General features: G+C 70.1%; 11 protein-coding genes. 9 read left to right on the forward strand and 2 right to left on the reverse strand.

Annotation, left to right across the window (positions count from 1 at the left end):
• Position 1 precedes the first annotated feature (1 nt).
• From BFN33_RS30665 to BFN33_RS30685, 5 genes are all read left to right on the forward strand, one after another.
• Complete coding sequence (locus BFN33_RS30665) at positions 2–418, forward strand: hypothetical protein (RefSeq protein ID WP_069763401.1); 417 nt, start codon at positions 2–4, stop codon at positions 416–418.
• Positions 419–1,031: 613 nt separating this feature from the next.
• Complete coding sequence (locus BFN33_RS30670; protein ID WP_069763402.1) at positions 1,032–2,096, forward strand: substrate-binding domain-containing protein; 1,065 nt, start codon at positions 1,032–1,034, stop codon at positions 2,094–2,096.
• Between the two features lie 15 nt (positions 2,097–2,111).
• The gene (locus tag BFN33_RS30675) at positions 2,112–3,284 is read left to right on the forward strand and encodes a toxic anion resistance protein (RefSeq protein WP_069763403.1); all 1,173 of its coding nucleotides are present in this window, start codon (positions 2,112–2,114) and stop codon (positions 3,282–3,284) included.
• Entirely contained in the window at positions 3,281–4,837 is a 1,557-nt protein-coding gene (locus tag BFN33_RS30680; protein WP_069763404.1) for a VWA domain-containing protein, read from the forward strand. Before BFN33_RS30675 ends, BFN33_RS30680 begins: the two co-directional genes overlap by 4 nt.
• Positions 4,824–5,435: a hypothetical protein gene (locus BFN33_RS30685; RefSeq protein ID WP_069763405.1), complete on the forward strand. Its 612-nt coding sequence runs from the start codon at positions 4,824–4,826 to the stop codon at positions 5,433–5,435. The genes BFN33_RS30680 and BFN33_RS30685 overlap by 14 nt, the downstream gene beginning before the upstream one ends.
• A 172-nt stretch (positions 5,436–5,607) precedes the next feature.
• Here BFN33_RS30685 and BFN33_RS30690 read toward each other — a convergent pair whose 3' ends face one another.
• Complete coding sequence (locus BFN33_RS30690) at positions 5,608–7,431, reverse strand: phosphoenolpyruvate carboxykinase (GTP) (RefSeq protein ID WP_069763406.1); 1,824 nt, start codon at positions 7,429–7,431, stop codon at positions 5,608–5,610.
• A gap of 338 nt (positions 7,432–7,769) precedes the next feature.
• Here BFN33_RS30690 and BFN33_RS30695 point away from each other — a divergent pair, with 338 nt between their 5' ends.
• From BFN33_RS30695 to BFN33_RS30710, 4 genes are all read left to right on the forward strand, one after another.
• Entirely contained in the window at positions 7,770–8,483 is a 714-nt protein-coding gene (locus BFN33_RS30695; protein WP_069763575.1) for a hemolysin III family protein, read from the forward strand.
• A 102-nt stretch (positions 8,484–8,585) separates the two neighbouring features.
• Positions 8,586–10,130 carry an MFS transporter gene (locus tag BFN33_RS30700; RefSeq protein WP_069763407.1) on the forward strand — a complete coding sequence of 515 codons (1,545 nt, stop codon included), beginning with the start codon at positions 8,586–8,588 and terminating at the stop codon, positions 10,128–10,130.
• 5 nt (positions 10,131–10,135) lie between these two features.
• Positions 10,136–10,768, forward strand: coding sequence for a TetR/AcrR family transcriptional regulator (locus BFN33_RS30705; RefSeq protein WP_069763576.1), 633 nt, complete (start codon positions 10,136–10,138; stop codon positions 10,766–10,768).
• A gap of 33 nt (positions 10,769–10,801) precedes the next feature.
• Positions 10,802–11,560, forward strand: coding sequence for a Mut7-C RNAse domain-containing protein (locus BFN33_RS30710; RefSeq protein WP_069763408.1), 759 nt, complete (start codon positions 10,802–10,804; stop codon positions 11,558–11,560).
• Here the strand turns inward: BFN33_RS30710 and BFN33_RS30715 are convergent.
• On the reverse strand, positions 11,517–13,547 hold the full coding sequence (locus tag BFN33_RS30715) for a thioredoxin domain-containing protein (protein ID WP_069763409.1): 2,031 nt from the start codon (positions 13,545–13,547) through the stop codon (positions 11,517–11,519). The genes BFN33_RS30710 and BFN33_RS30715 overlap by 44 nt on opposite strands.
• Between the last annotated feature and the right edge of the window lie 27 nt (positions 13,548–13,574).

The following is a 13,574-nucleotide window of genomic DNA, read 5'->3' on the forward strand; positions in this document are numbered from 1 at the left end:
CATGTACGAACCGATCCGTACCAAGTCGGTCCACAGCACGATGGCCGACGCCCCTTCCGACTTCCCCCACCGCTCCCGCGAGGAAGAGCTGGACATCCAGCTGGCGGGACATCTCGCGGCGCTGCTCGCCGTCACGGACGAGCTGCGGGCGGTGGCGCCGTCCGCGGACCTGGACGCCGCGGCCGAGCGGCTCGCCGAGCAGGTGACCCGGCTGCGGGGCGGAGGTGTGCCTGCCCGCGCGTCGCTGACCGCGGCCACGTCGAGCCTGGACGCCCTGCACCGCCGCGCCCACGCCGTGGCGGGCCGTGCCCTGCTCGTGGCGGCGTCCCGGGCGGACACGGCGGCGGCGATTCTGTCGGCGGAGCGGATGGACTCCCACGCGGCGGCCCTGGAGCCCCGCGAACTCGCCGCCCACTGAGCCCTACGGCTCCCTGAACGGCCCCGGTCCGCGCGCTCCCGCAGCGACGTGCGGACCGGGCGCCATAGCACTGCGTTCGCTTGAGCAGGGCGCCTGTTCGCCGTAAGTGTGCCCGTCGTGTCGCGGCTGCGGGTGTGTCGTGGCTTGGCGCGCCGTTCCCCGCGCCCCTGAGGGGCGCATTCACTGGCCGTGTCGAGTCGGGGCCCGGTGCTGCACCTTCCGCTCAGCCTGTTCGCCGTCGGGGTGCCTGTCGGCTCGCGGGTGCGGGTTTCGTCGTGGCTTGGCGCGCCGTTCCCCGCGCCCCTGAGGGGCGCATTCACTGGCCGTGTCGAGTCGGGGCCCGGTGCTGCACCTTCCGTCGACCCTCTTCGCCGTGGGAGGGGCCTGTCGGCTCGCGGGTGCAGGTTTCGTCGTGGCTTGGCGCGCCGTTCCCCGCGCCCCTGGAATGCGCACCCGTGTCGAGTCGGGACCGGTGCTGCACCTTCCGCTCAGCCTGTGCAGGTTGTTCCGCGCGGCCCTGGAATGCGCGCCCGTGTCGAGTCGGGACCGGTGGTACACCTTCCGTTCATCCTGTTCGCCGGGGAATGTTGGGTTCCGCGAGCAGGCTCCCCATGTGAGACGAATCGCAGGGATCGTCCTCGCGGTCCTGCTGATCGGCGGCGTGGTGGCAGCCGTCGTGGCAGGCCGGGAAGCGGACGACAAGGGCACGGCAACGAAGACCGTGCAGGGAGTGATCGGATCGGAGAAGGCCGAGTTCTTCGCCGATCCCGACGTGGTGAAGGCCCTCGCCGCCAAGGGCTACACCGTGACGGCCGAGACCTCCGGGTCCTGGGCCATGGAGGGCCTCGACCTCGACGGGTACGACTTCGCCTTCCCGTCCAGCCAGGCCCCGGCCACCGAGCTCGCCGCGAAGTACAAGGTACGGGGGACCCTCCCCCGCCCCTTCTACTCGCCCCTGGTCGTCGTGGCGCACAAGAGCGCCGCCGAGGTCCTCGCGGGCAACGGCCTGGCCACGCTGGACGCGGAGCACCGCGGCACCCTCAAGATGGCCGCCTACCTCGACGCGGCCCGCAAGGACCGCACCTGGCAGCAACTGAAGGGGGCGGACAAGTACGGGGAGCTCACCGGCACCCTCTACCTCTCCAGCACCGACCCGGAGACCTCCAACTCCGGCGCCCTCTACCTCGCCGCCGCCTCCTGTGTGGCCAACGGCGGCAAGGTCGTCGCGAGCGAGGCGGAGGTCAAGAAGACTGCTCCCCTGCTGCACAAGCTCGTCAGTGTGCAGGGCGCCCAGCAGTCCAGCACGGACGCGGCCTTCCGGGACTTCGTCAGCGGCGCCGGCAATCCGCTCGTGCTGGTCTACGAGTCCCAGGTCGCCTCGCTCCTGGCGGACGGGCAGCACCCCGACGACCTGGTCGTCCTCTACCCGGACACCACGGTCAACAGCGACCACACGGTCGTACCGCTGACCGAGAACGGCCAGGCCCTCGCCGGGCTCCTCGCCACCGACCGGCGGTTGCGGGAGCTGGAGGTCCGGCACGGGTTCCGGCCGCAGGGCGAGGCCACCGAGTTCGCCTCGGCCGCCACCTATCTCAAGCAGGAACTGACCGGCGTCCGCCAGGCGCCCGTGCCCACCTCCGCGGTGCTGCACGAGCTGGCGCGACGGGCGCGCGGATAACGGGGGACACCAGCCATGACATCCATCAACGACGACACCTTCGTCCTGACGCCTCCCGAGGCCGTCGCACCCGTGCCCCGCGAGAAGGCCGGCGGGCTCGTCCCCGTCGACGACTCCGTGCGCACGGACATGGCCAAGAAGGCCTCCGCGTACGTCGAGGGGCTCGCGACCCTCGACGCCCGCTCGCCCGAGTTCGCCGGCAAGGTCGGTGAGATCACCGGGCTCGGTGCCGGCGAGATGCGCAGCGCCGCCGCGCAGTCCAACCGGATGCTGGAGCGGACCGTGCGCAGCCTGCCGGACAAGGGCGGGGACGCCCAGTCCCTGGTCGCGGGCTCGCTCGTCGAACTGCGGCGCGTGGTCGAGGACCTGGACCCCCGGGACCTGTCCGCCGCCAAGGGCCGCAGGTTCCTGTCCCGGCTCCCCGGCGGCAACAGGCTGCGCGATCACATGGCCAAGTACGCCTCCGCACAAGGGACCTTGAACAAGATCGTGGGCTCGCTGCGCGGCGGCCAGGACGAACTGCGCCGGGACAACGCCGCGTTGCAGACCGAGCGGGTCCGCCTGTGGGAGACCATGGGCAAGCTCCAGGAGTACGTCGTGCTGACCGAGGCCCTGGACACGGCCGTCGAGCGGCACATCACCGCCGTAGAAGATCCGGAGGCGGCCGACTCGCTCCGCGCCGACGTCCTCTTCCCCGTCCGGCAGAAGCACCAGGACCTGCTGACCCAGCTCGCCGTCTGCGCGCAGGGCTACCTCGCCATGGACGTCGTTCGGCGCAACAACGAGGAGCTGATCAAGGGCGTCGACCGGGCGGCCACGACCACCGTGTCGGCGCTGCGCATCTCCGTGATGCTGGCATCCGCGCTCGACAACCAGAAGAAGGTCGTCGAGCAGGTCAACGCCCTGCGCGGGACCACCGAGGACCTGATCCGGGGCAACGCCGAGATGCTCGCGACCCAGAGCGGGGAGATCCAGCGCATCGCGGCCGACCCGGCGGTCGGCGCCGAGACACTGCGCTCCGCCTTCCAGCAGATCTACCGGACCCTCGACGCGATCGACACGTACAAGGTCCAGGCGACCGAGGTGATGGCGGCGACCGTGGAGTCACTGACCTCCGAACTCCAGCAGGCGAGCGGGTACCTGGAGCGCAGCCGGTCGCAGGGCGCGCTGGAGGGGGGCCTCGGATGAGACGACACGCACTGGCCGTCTGCCTCGCGGCGCTCGGCCTGCTCACCGCCTGTACGGCACAGAAGGACGGGATCAGCGGCCTTTCGACGCCCGGCGTCCCCGGGCCCGCCGAGCCGGGCACCCTGCGCGTCCTGGCCTCCAGCGAGCTCAGCGACATGACGCCGGTGCTCGACCAGGTCGAGAAGGACACCGGCATCAAGGTCCGGCCGACGTACATCGGCACCCTGGACGCCGTGGACATGCTGGCGAAGGGCACGACCGACGGACGGTACGACGCCCTGTGGCTGTCGTCGAACGACTATCTCCGGCTGCACCCCGACGCGGCCGCGAAGGTGGTCTCCGAGACGCCCGTCATGTCGAGCCCGGTCGCGATCGGCGTGAAGTCGGCGAAGGTGAAGGCGCTCGGCTGGAAGCCCGATGACGTCACCTGGTCCCAGGTCGAGCAGGCCGTCCAGGACGGAAAGCTGACGTACGGCATGACCGACCCGGCCCGCTCCAACTCCGGCTTCTCCACACTGGTTTCGGTGGCCTCCGCCCTCTCCGGCGCCCAGTCGGCGCTCACCGACGCGGACGTCACCAAGGCCACGCCCCGGCTGAAGGAGTTCTTCAAGGGCCAGAAGCTGACCTCGGGTTCCTCGGGCTGGCTGGCCGCGACGTACGACCGGCGCGGCGACGTCGACGCCCTGCTCAACTACGAGTCCGTCCTCAAGGGCATCCCGGGACTGACCGTGATCCGCCCCCGCGACGGCGTGATCACCGCCGACTACCCGCTCACCACGCTCAAGTCCACGAACACACGGACCCGCGAGGACGTCCGCCGGCTGACGGAGGACCTGCGCACCGAGAAGATCCAGCGGGAGATCACCGCGCGCACCCACCGCCGCCCGGTCGTCGCCTCGGTCCCTCCGGCTAGCGGTCTGGACACCACCCGCCGACGCGAACTGCCCTTCCCGGGCACCCGTCCCGTCGCCGACGGCCTGCTCGACTCCTACGAGAACGAGCTGCGCCGCCCGTCGAGGACCGTGTACGTCCTGGACACCTCGGGCTCGATGGAGGGCGACCGCCTGGACCGCCTCAAGACGGCCCTCACCGACCTCACCGGTGACTTCCGCGAACGCGAGGAGGTCACGCTGATGCCGTTCGGCTCACAGGTGAAGAGCGTGCGGACCCATGTGGTCGAGCCCTCGGATCCGCAGACGGGCCTCGACGCGATCCGCGAGGACACCTCGGCGCTCTCCGCCGACGGGGACACCGCGATCTACACCTCGCTGGAGAAGGCGTACGGCCATCTCGGCGCCGGCCGCGACACGTTCACGTCGATCGTGCTGATGACGGACGGCGAGAACACGGCAGGGGCGAAGGCGAGGGACTTCGACACCTTCTACGCCGGGCTCGGCCGGGAGGCTCGCGACATCCCCGTCTTCCCCATCCTCTTCGGCGACTCCGACCGCTCCGAACTGGCCCATATCGCCGATCTGACCGGCGGCCGCCTCTTCGACGCCCAACAGGGCTCGCTGGACGGCGCCTTCGAGGAGATCCGTGGCTATCAGTAGGTATCTGGAGTCCCGCAAGAACATCGCGGGAAGCGCGTGCGGTCTGGTCGGTCTGGTGCTGACCTTCGCGGGGGTGGCCGGCCCGTACTGGCCGGTGGTCGTGGCGGGGCTGTACGGCGCGGGCGCGCTGATCGCCCCGCCGGAGCGCCCCGCACCGCCGGACCTCCCGGACCCGTCGGCCCAACTGGACGAGGTGCGGGGGGACTTCGAGAAGGTCCGCGCCTATCTGACGGACATCGACCTGTCCGTCACGGCGGCGGCCCGGCTGCGGGAACTCACCGAGCTGCTGACCGCGCTGCTCGACGAGGGCTGGAGCAAGGAGCTGCTGGCCCATGACCCGGAGGGCGTGCACTCGCTGTCCCGGATCGTCCGGCGCGACCTGCCCGAGGCCGTCGACAGCTTCGTACGCACCCGGTGGTGGACGCGGATGACACCGGGCACGGAGTCCCCCGAACTCCACCTGGAACAGCAGCTGGGTCTCATGAAGCAGGAGGCGCAGCAGCTGGCGGCGGCACTCCGGGACACGGAGGCCCGCCGCCAGGAGACCCACACCCGGTATCTGGAGGACCGGGGCGGGCACAACGGGGTCAGTGCGTGACCGAGGGTCTCGCACTGAGGGCAGCACGCCCCGCACGCCGTTGTGCGGGGCCGGTTCGTGACTCAGGGCCTGTCCTTGCGGACCTGCCCTCGTGCCGCCTCCCGCGGCCGGCCCGTGACGATCACGGGTCAGGGCTCCCATCGGGGCCGGCCACGGGGGTTCTCGGGGGGACTCAGCCCAGGCGCTGCACCAGCGCGTGGTACTCGTCCCACAGCTCCTTCGGCGTGTGGTCGCCGAAGGTGTTGAGGTGCTCGGGGATCAGGGATGCCTCCTCCCGCCACACCTCCTTGTCCACCGTGAGCAGGAACTCCAGGTCGGACTCGGCCAGGTCGAGGCCCTTGGTGTCCAGCGCGTCCCTGGTCGGCAGGACGCCGATCGGGGTCTCGACGCCGTCGGCCTTGCCCTCCAGCCGCTCCACGATCCACTTCAGGACGCGGCTGTTCTCGCCGAAGCCGGGCCAGACGAACTTGCCGTCGTCGTTCTTGCGGAACCAGTTGACGTAGTAGATCTTCGGCAGCTTCGACTGGTCCTTGTCCTTGGCCACGTCGACCCAGTGCCCCATGTAGTCGCCCATGTTGTAGCCGCAGAACGGCAGCATGGCGAAGGGGTCGCGGCGCAGCTCGCCGACCTTTCCCTCGGCGGCGGCGGTCTTCTCGGAGGCCACGTTGGCGCCGAGGAAGACGCCGTGGTTCCAGTCGAAGGACTCCGTCACCAGCGGGACCGCGCTCGCGCGCCGCCCGCCGAAGAGGATCGCCGAGATCGGCACGCCCTTGGGGTCCTCCCACTCGGGCGCGATGATCGGGCACTGGGCGGCGGGGGTGGTGAAGCGGGCGTTGGGGTGGGCGGCCGGGACCCCGGATTCCGGGGTCCAGTCGTTGCCCTTCCAGTCGGTGAGGTGCGCCGGGGTCTCCTCCGTCATGCCCTCCCACCAGATGTCGTTGTCGTCGGTGAGGGCGACGTTGGTGAAGACGGAGTTGCCCCACAGCGTCTTCATCGCGTTGGCGTTGGTGTGCTCACCGGTGCCGGGCGCGACGCCGAAGAAGCCGGCCTCGGGGTTGATCGCGTAGAGGCGGCCGTCCTCGCCGAAGCGCATCCAGGCGATGTCGTCGCCGATCGTCTCGACGGTCCAGCCGGAGATGGTGGGCTCCAGCATGGCGAGGTTGGTCTTGCCGCAGGCGCTCGGGAAGGCGGCGGCGACGTACTTGGACTCCCCCTGCGGCGGGGTGAGTTTGAGGATGAGCATGTGCTCGGCGAGCCAGCCCTCGTCACGCGCCATGACGGAGGCGATGCGCAGGGCGTAGCACTTCTTGCCGAGCAGGGCGTTGCCGCCGTAGCCCGAACCGTAGGACCAGATCTCGCGGGACTCCGGGAAGTGCGAGATGTACTTGGTGGAGTTGCACGGCCACGGGACGTCCGTCTCGCCCTCGGCGAGGGGGGCGCCGAGGGTGTGCACGGCCTTCACGAAGAAGCCGTCGGAGCCGAGTTCGTCGAGGACCGGCTGTCCCATGCGGGTCATCGTGCGCATGGAGACCGCGACATAGGCGGAGTCGGTGATCTCGACGCCGATCGCGGAGAGGTCCGAGCCGAGGGGGCCCATGCAGAAGGGGACGACGTACATCGTCCGGCCCTTCATCGAACCGCGGAAGACGCCCTTCTCGCCGGCGAAGATGTCCCGCATCTCCCCCGGTGCCTTCCAGTGGTTCGTCGGCCCCGCGTCCTCCTCCTTCTCCGAGCAGATGAAGGTGCGGTCCTCGACGCGCGCGACGTCGGTCGGGTCGGAGGCCGCGTAGTAGGAGTTGGGGCGCTTGATCGGGTCGAGCTTCTTGAAGGTGCCCTTCGCCACGAGCTCCTCGCACAGGCGCTCGTACTCCGCTTCGGATCCGTCACACCAGACCACGCTGTCCGGCTCGGTCAGTTCGGCGATCTCGTTCACCCACGAGATCAGTTCCTTGTGCTGGGTGGGGATGACGGGGGGAGCCGCGATGTCGCGCGCCACGATTGCTCCTAGATGAGGGATTTTTTGTTTGGAGGCCCCGTGGGGGCTGCGACCCGGATGCTTCTTGTGCCGTTTGGTGGTGACCTTGGCGCTCATCCGGTGTCGACCGCACTCATTTGATCATCCGACTGATGCGCCCATCTGTCCAGAGGGCATCACAGGTGAGCGGAGTGAGGATCGCCACGCTCCCTTTGTGCACAGCGCGTTTATTTGCGTGCACTTAGCGTTCAGCCAACCGTCTCTTTACTGGTCAACTCCCGTGAGAGGATGGCCACTCTTGACCGTTCCGCGCGCTCTACTCATGCGTAACTTACGGTCCCGTAGGTACGATGCCGGTCATGACGCCGCCCGCCCACGACGCCGACGCCCCGTCCCTGCCGCACCAAATCAAGCAGCACGCCCAGCAGCTGGCCGAGCCCATCAAGCCGAAGCTGCGCGGTTGGCTGCATCTCGGCATGTTCCCGGCCGCACTGATCGCGGGGCTGGTACTGACCGCCCTCGCGGACTCCACCAGAGGCCGGATCGCCTGCGGGATCTTCGCCCTGACCGCCTGCCTGCTGTTCGGCGTCAGCGCCCTGTACCACCGGGGCACCTGGACCCCCCGCATGGACGGCGTACTGCGGCGGCTGGATCACGCCAACATCTTCCTGATCATCGCGGGCACCTACACCCCGCTGACCATGCTGCTCCTGCCGGGCAGCAAGGGCCGGTGGCTCCTGTGGGGCATCTGGGGCGCAGCGGTGGCCGGCATCCTGTTCCGGGTCTTCTGGGTCGGCGCCCCACGCTGGCTCTACACCCCCTGCTACATCGCGATGGGCTGGGCCGCCGTCTTCTTCCTGCCCGACTTCATGCGCGCCGGCGGTGTCGCGGTCCTGGTCCTGGTCGTCATCGGCGGCCTGCTCTACAGCGCGGGCGGTGTGATCTACGGTCTCAAGCGGCCGAACCCGTCACCGCGCTGGTTCGGCTTCCACGAGGTGTTCCACTCCCTCACGGTGGCCGCCTTCGCCGTCCACTACGTCGGCATCTCGCTGGTGGCGTACCAGCACACGTAGACCGTTCCACGCCTTTCGAGGGCCACGGCTTCCGAGCCGTGGCCCTTTTTGCATGGCCAAACCGATTGACAGTTCCTAGCTTTTGAGAGCTACTATCATTTCATGGAAACTATCACTCCCGACCCCCGCCGCTGGTGGGCCCTGGCCGCCCTCGTCGCGAGCATGCTGACGCTCGGCTTCGACCTGACGATCCTCAACGTGGCGCTGCCGACCATGGCCGCCGACCTCGACGCCGGCACCGGCGCACAGCAGTGGATGGCCGACGCGTACGTCGTCGTCTTCGCAGCCCTGATGCTCCCCGCCGGACTGCTCGGCGACCGGTTCGGCCGGCGCCGGATGCTGATCACCGGCCTCGCGATCTTCCTCGCCGGATCACTGGTCGGCGCGCTGGCGGGCGATGTCAACGCGGTGATCGCCGCCCGTGCGGTGATGGGCGTCGGCGGCGCCCTGGTCACCCCGCTCGCCCTCTCCGTGCTCCCCACGCTCTTCGCCCCCGACGAGCGCACCAAGGCTGTCGGCATCGTCTCCGCCGCCTCCGCGCTCGGCCTGCCGCTCGGCCCGATCATCGGCGGCTGGCTGCTGAACCACTTCTGGTGGGGCTCGGTCTTCCTGGTCAACGTCCCGATGGCCGCGATCGGCATCGCCGCCTGCGTCTTCCTGCTCCCCGAGACCCGCGACCCCTCCTCACCCAAGGTCGACGCCCTCTCCGCCGCACTCACCGTCACCGGCCTCGGCGCCCTGGTCTACGCGATCATCGAGGCACCCACCCGCGGCTGGGGCGACCCGCTGGTACTGGGCATGATCACGGCGTCCGTCCTGCTGATCGCCGGGCTGGTGCTGCGCGAACGCCGGGTCCCGCGCCCCATGCTCGACATGACCCTGCTAACCCACCGCGGCTTCCTCTTCAACACCGTCGCCGCGACCCTGGTGAACTTCATCCTGTCCGGCCTGCTGTTCGTGCTGCCGCCCTTCCTCCAGGCCGTCCTCGGCCACGACGCCCTGGGCACCGGCGTCCGGCTGCTGCCGATGATGGGCGGACTGCTGGTCGCCTCCCGCCTCGCCCCCCAGGTCGTCGCCCGCTTCGGCGCGCGCGCCGCGGTGAGCGCCGGTCTGGTGGTGCTGGCCTTCGCCGGGCTCCTGGGCAGCCGTACGACAGTGGACTCCGGCTACGGATTCGTCGCGCTGTGGCTCTCCCTCACCGGCTTCGGCTTCGGCCTCTCGCTCATCCCCGCCATGAACGGCGGCCTCAGCGCCCTGCCCCGCGACCGCGCCGGCAGCGGCTCCGGACTCCTGATGACCATGCGCCAGGTCGGCGGCGCGATCGGCATCGCCCTGCTCGGCAGCCTGCTCTCCAGCACCTTCCGGGACCGCCTCGACGTCACCGGGCTGCCCGCCGGGGCCGCCGACACCGCCGGGGAGTCCGTGGTCGCCGCGCACCTGGTCGCCCGGCGCACCGGCTCCGCCGACCTGCTGGCCTCCGCGAACAGCGCGTACGTCCACGGCATGGGCGTCGTCCTACTGGTCTGCGGGATCGCGGCCCTCGTCGCCGCGCTGCTCGCCGCCGCCTTCCTGCCGGGCACACCCCGTCCCGCCGAGACCTCCACAGCCCCGGACTTGGCCGCCGAGGAGGCGGATGCCCGACAATGAACCACATGACGGCCGCACGCTCCCCCCTCTCCCCCGCCGACCGCCCCCAACTGGGCCTTCGAGAGCGCAAGAAGATCAAGACCCGCGAGGCGATCCGCACCGCGACCTACGCGCTCATCAAGGAACAGGGCTACGACGCCACGACCGTCGAGCAGATCGCCGAGCGCGCCGAGGTGTCACCGTCGACCGTCTTCCGCTACTTCCCGACCAAGGAGGACATCGTCCTCACGGACGAGTACGACCCTCTGATGGTCGAGGAACTGCGCGCCCGGCCCGCCGACGAGCCGTGGATCGACTCGGTACGGCACGTGATGCGCCTGGCCCTCGACGGCACCACGGCACAGGACCCCGAGGCGATCCGCGTCCGGGCCCAGCTCGGGGTCCAGGTCCCCGCCGTCCGCGCCCGGATGCTCGAGAGCATGTCGGAGACCGGGCGCATGCTCTGCGAGGCCCTCGCCGAACGCTCAGGACTGCCCGCGGACAGCCTCCAGGTCCGCGTCTTCGCGATGTCCCTCATCGGCGGCCTCATGGAAGTCTCCATGTACTGGGCGGAGAACGACTTCCAGGGCGACATGCGCGACCTCCTGGACCAGGCCCTGGACGTCCTGGACCAGGGCCTGCCGACGAAAAAGCGCTGAATCCGCTCTCCCCTCCCATGGCATCCTGACCAGGTGAACGGTCCCGAGATCCACGTCGAGTTCGCCCCCGACCTGGCCATGTTCGTCGCGAGCGGCCGCCGCCGGGGGCCCACCGCCCTCACCACCGACGGCGTCTCCTCCCTCGGCCACGTCGTCGAGTCCACCGGCGTCCCGCTCACCGAGGTCGGGGCCCTGCGGGTGAACGGCCGCGAGGTCCCGAGGTCCTACGTCCCCGCCGCGGGCGACTCCGTGGAGATCACGCCCGTCTCCCGCCCCCAGCACATCCCCGGCGCTCCCCTGCGCTTCCTCCTCGACGTCCACCTCGGCACCCTCGCCCGCCGCCTGCGCCTGCTCGGCGTGGACACGGCGTACGAGTCCACGGACATCGGCGACCCGGCCCTCGCCACCCGCTCCGCGACCGAGAAACGCGTCATGCTCAGCCGCGACCGGGGCCTTCTGCACCGCAGGGAACTCTGGGCGGGCGCCTTCGTCTACAGCACCCGCCCCGAGGACCAACTCCGCGACATCCTGGACCGCTTCCGCCCCGAACTACGCCCCTGGACCCGCTGCACAGCCTGCAACGGCCTGCTGCGCGGGGCCACCAAGGAGCAGGTGGCGGACCGGCTGGAGGGCGGGACGGAACGCTCGTACGACGTCTTCGCACAATGCCAGGAGTGCGGCCGCGCCTACTGGAAGGGCGCACACCACGAACAGCTGGAGGCGATCGTGGCGAACGCCCTGGCGGAGGTCAACCGCCCAACGCCATCCGCAACGCCTCCGCGTCGGTCGTAGGCGCCTGACAGGTGAAGTGCCGGCAGACGTAGGCGGTGGGCTCGCCGTCGACGAGGATACGGTCGGCGAGCAGCGGGAGTTCGTCACTGTCCGGAGTGCCCACCGCGACCACGGCGCCGGGAGCGGTCCCCAGAAGTGCCGTACGGTGCAGGGCCCTTGTGGCGTCGTCGGTCAGCGCGGGTCCCACGACCGCGACCTCCTTCGGCCCGTCGAGGTGTGCCTCCGCCACCGCGAGTCCCCATCCGACGAACCGCGGCACCCGGGGCCCGAGCGCCTTCACCACGCCGAGCGCCTGCTCCGCGGCCGTGCGATGGGGCTCGGACCCGGTCTGCGCGGCGTAGGACAACAGCGCCCCCGCCGCGGCCGTCCACCCGGAGGGCACCGCGTTGTCGGTCGGATCCTGCGGCCGGCGAATCAGCCGCTCGGCGTCGGCGGCCGTGTCGAACAGCCCGCCCTCGGACCCGGTGAACCGCGTCAGCACATGGTCGAGCAGGAACCCGGCGAAGTCGAGCCAGACCCCCTCCCCGGTCACGGACGCCAGCGCGAGGAAACCCTCGGCGACATCGGCGTAGTCCTCCAGCACACCGGCGTTGGCACCGACCTGACCGTCCTTGCTGGTACGGGACAGCCGGGCCTGCTCGTCCAGATGCACCCGCACGAGAAGATCAGCGGCCGATACGGCGGCCTCGACCAGGTCGGGCCGGTCGAAGTAGGCGCCGGTCTCGGCGAGCGCGGCGATCGCGAGCCCGTTCCACGCGGCGACGACCTTGTCGTCCCGGCCGGGCGCGGGGCGCTCCGCACGCGCGTCGAGGAGCCGCCGCCTGATCGACTCGATCGTCTCGGCGTCGAACACGGTGTCCTGCTGCGGAAGTTGCAGAACGGACTGCCCGTGCTCGAAAGTGCCCTCCTCGGTCACACCGAAGTACTGCGCCGCGACCTCGGCGTCCTGCTCCCCGAGCACCTCACGCAACTGCTCCGGCGTCCACACGTAGTACGCGCCCTCGACGTGCCTGCCCGTCCCGTCGTCACTGTCGGCGTCCAGCGCGGAGGCGAAACCGCCCTCGTTCGTGCGCAGTTCACGGACCATGAACTCGGCGGTGTCGAGGGCGACGCGGCGGGCGAGATCGGAGCCGGTTGTTCGCCAGAGATGGGCGTAGGTTCGACACAAAAGGGAGTTATCGTAGAGCATTTTCTCAAAATGCGGAATTGTCCAGTCTCGGTCGACCGAATACCGCGCGAAACCACCACCGAGCTGGTCATAGATCCCGCCGCACGCCATGCGCGCACAGGTGTCCTGCGCCATCTGCAACGCGCCTTCGGATCCGGTGCGGGCGTGATGCCGCAACAGGAATTCGAGGACCATGGACGGCGGGAACTTCGGCGCCCCGCCGAATCCGCCGCGCTGCGCGTCGTACTCCCTCGTCAGCCCGAGCAGAGCCGCCGCGAGCTGCTCCTCGCCGGGTGCCTGCGCGTCGCCGTAGGACATCTCCCGCCCGGAGAGATCCCGCACGATCTTCCCGGCGACCTCGGCGACCTCGTCCCGCCGGTCGGTCCAGGCGTGCCGGACACCCTCCAGGACCTGCCGGAAGGAGGGCATGCCCTGGCGGGGGGAGGGTGGGAAGTAGGTGCCGAAGTAGAAGGGCTCGGCCTCCGGCGTGAGAAACACGGTCATCGGCCAGCCGCCCTGCCCGGTGGCTGCCTGCACGGCCTCCATGTAGACGGCGTCGACGTCGGGACGTTCCTCGCGGTCGACCTTTACGCAGACAAAGTGGGCGTTGAGGTAATCCGCGGTGGCCTGGTCCTCAAAGGATTCGGACGCCATGACATGGCACCAGTGGCAAGCGCTATACCCCACGCTCAGGAAGATAGGCACGTCACGTCGCCGCGCCTCCTCGAAAGCAGCGGGTTCCCACGGCCACCAGTCCACCGGGTTGTCCGAGTGCTGGAGGAGATAGGGAGACGTGGCGCGTGCAAGTCGGTTGGGCATGCGTCCATCCTCGCGCACGTCGCAATC

The organism is Streptomyces sp. LUP47B (genome assembly GCF_001746295.1).
In the GTDB taxonomy this organism is placed as follows: Bacteria; Actinomycetota; Actinomycetes; order Streptomycetales; family Streptomycetaceae; genus Streptomyces.

Bases quoted from the DNA above. Each gene is read 5' to 3' on its own strand.
- BFN33_RS30715 (WP_069763409.1), bottom strand. From the start codon at position 13,547: ATGCCCAACCGACTTGCACGCGCCACGTCTCCCTATCTCCTCCAGCAC.
- BFN33_RS30675 (WP_069763403.1), top strand. From the start codon at position 2,112: ATGACATCCATCAACGACGACACCTTCGTCCTGACGCCTCCCGAGGCC.
- BFN33_RS30665 (WP_069763401.1), top strand. From the start codon at position 2: ATGTACGAACCGATCCGTACCAAGTCGGTCCACAGCACGATGGCCGAC.
- BFN33_RS30680 (WP_069763404.1), top strand. From the start codon at position 3,281: ATGAGACGACACGCACTGGCCGTCTGCCTCGCGGCGCTCGGCCTGCTC.
- BFN33_RS30705 (WP_069763576.1), top strand. From the start codon at position 10,136: ATGACGGCCGCACGCTCCCCCCTCTCCCCCGCCGACCGCCCCCAACTG.
- BFN33_RS30700 (WP_069763407.1), top strand. From the start codon at position 8,586: ATGGAAACTATCACTCCCGACCCCCGCCGCTGGTGGGCCCTGGCCGCC.
- BFN33_RS30695 (WP_069763575.1), top strand. From the start codon at position 7,770: ATGACGCCGCCCGCCCACGACGCCGACGCCCCGTCCCTGCCGCACCAA.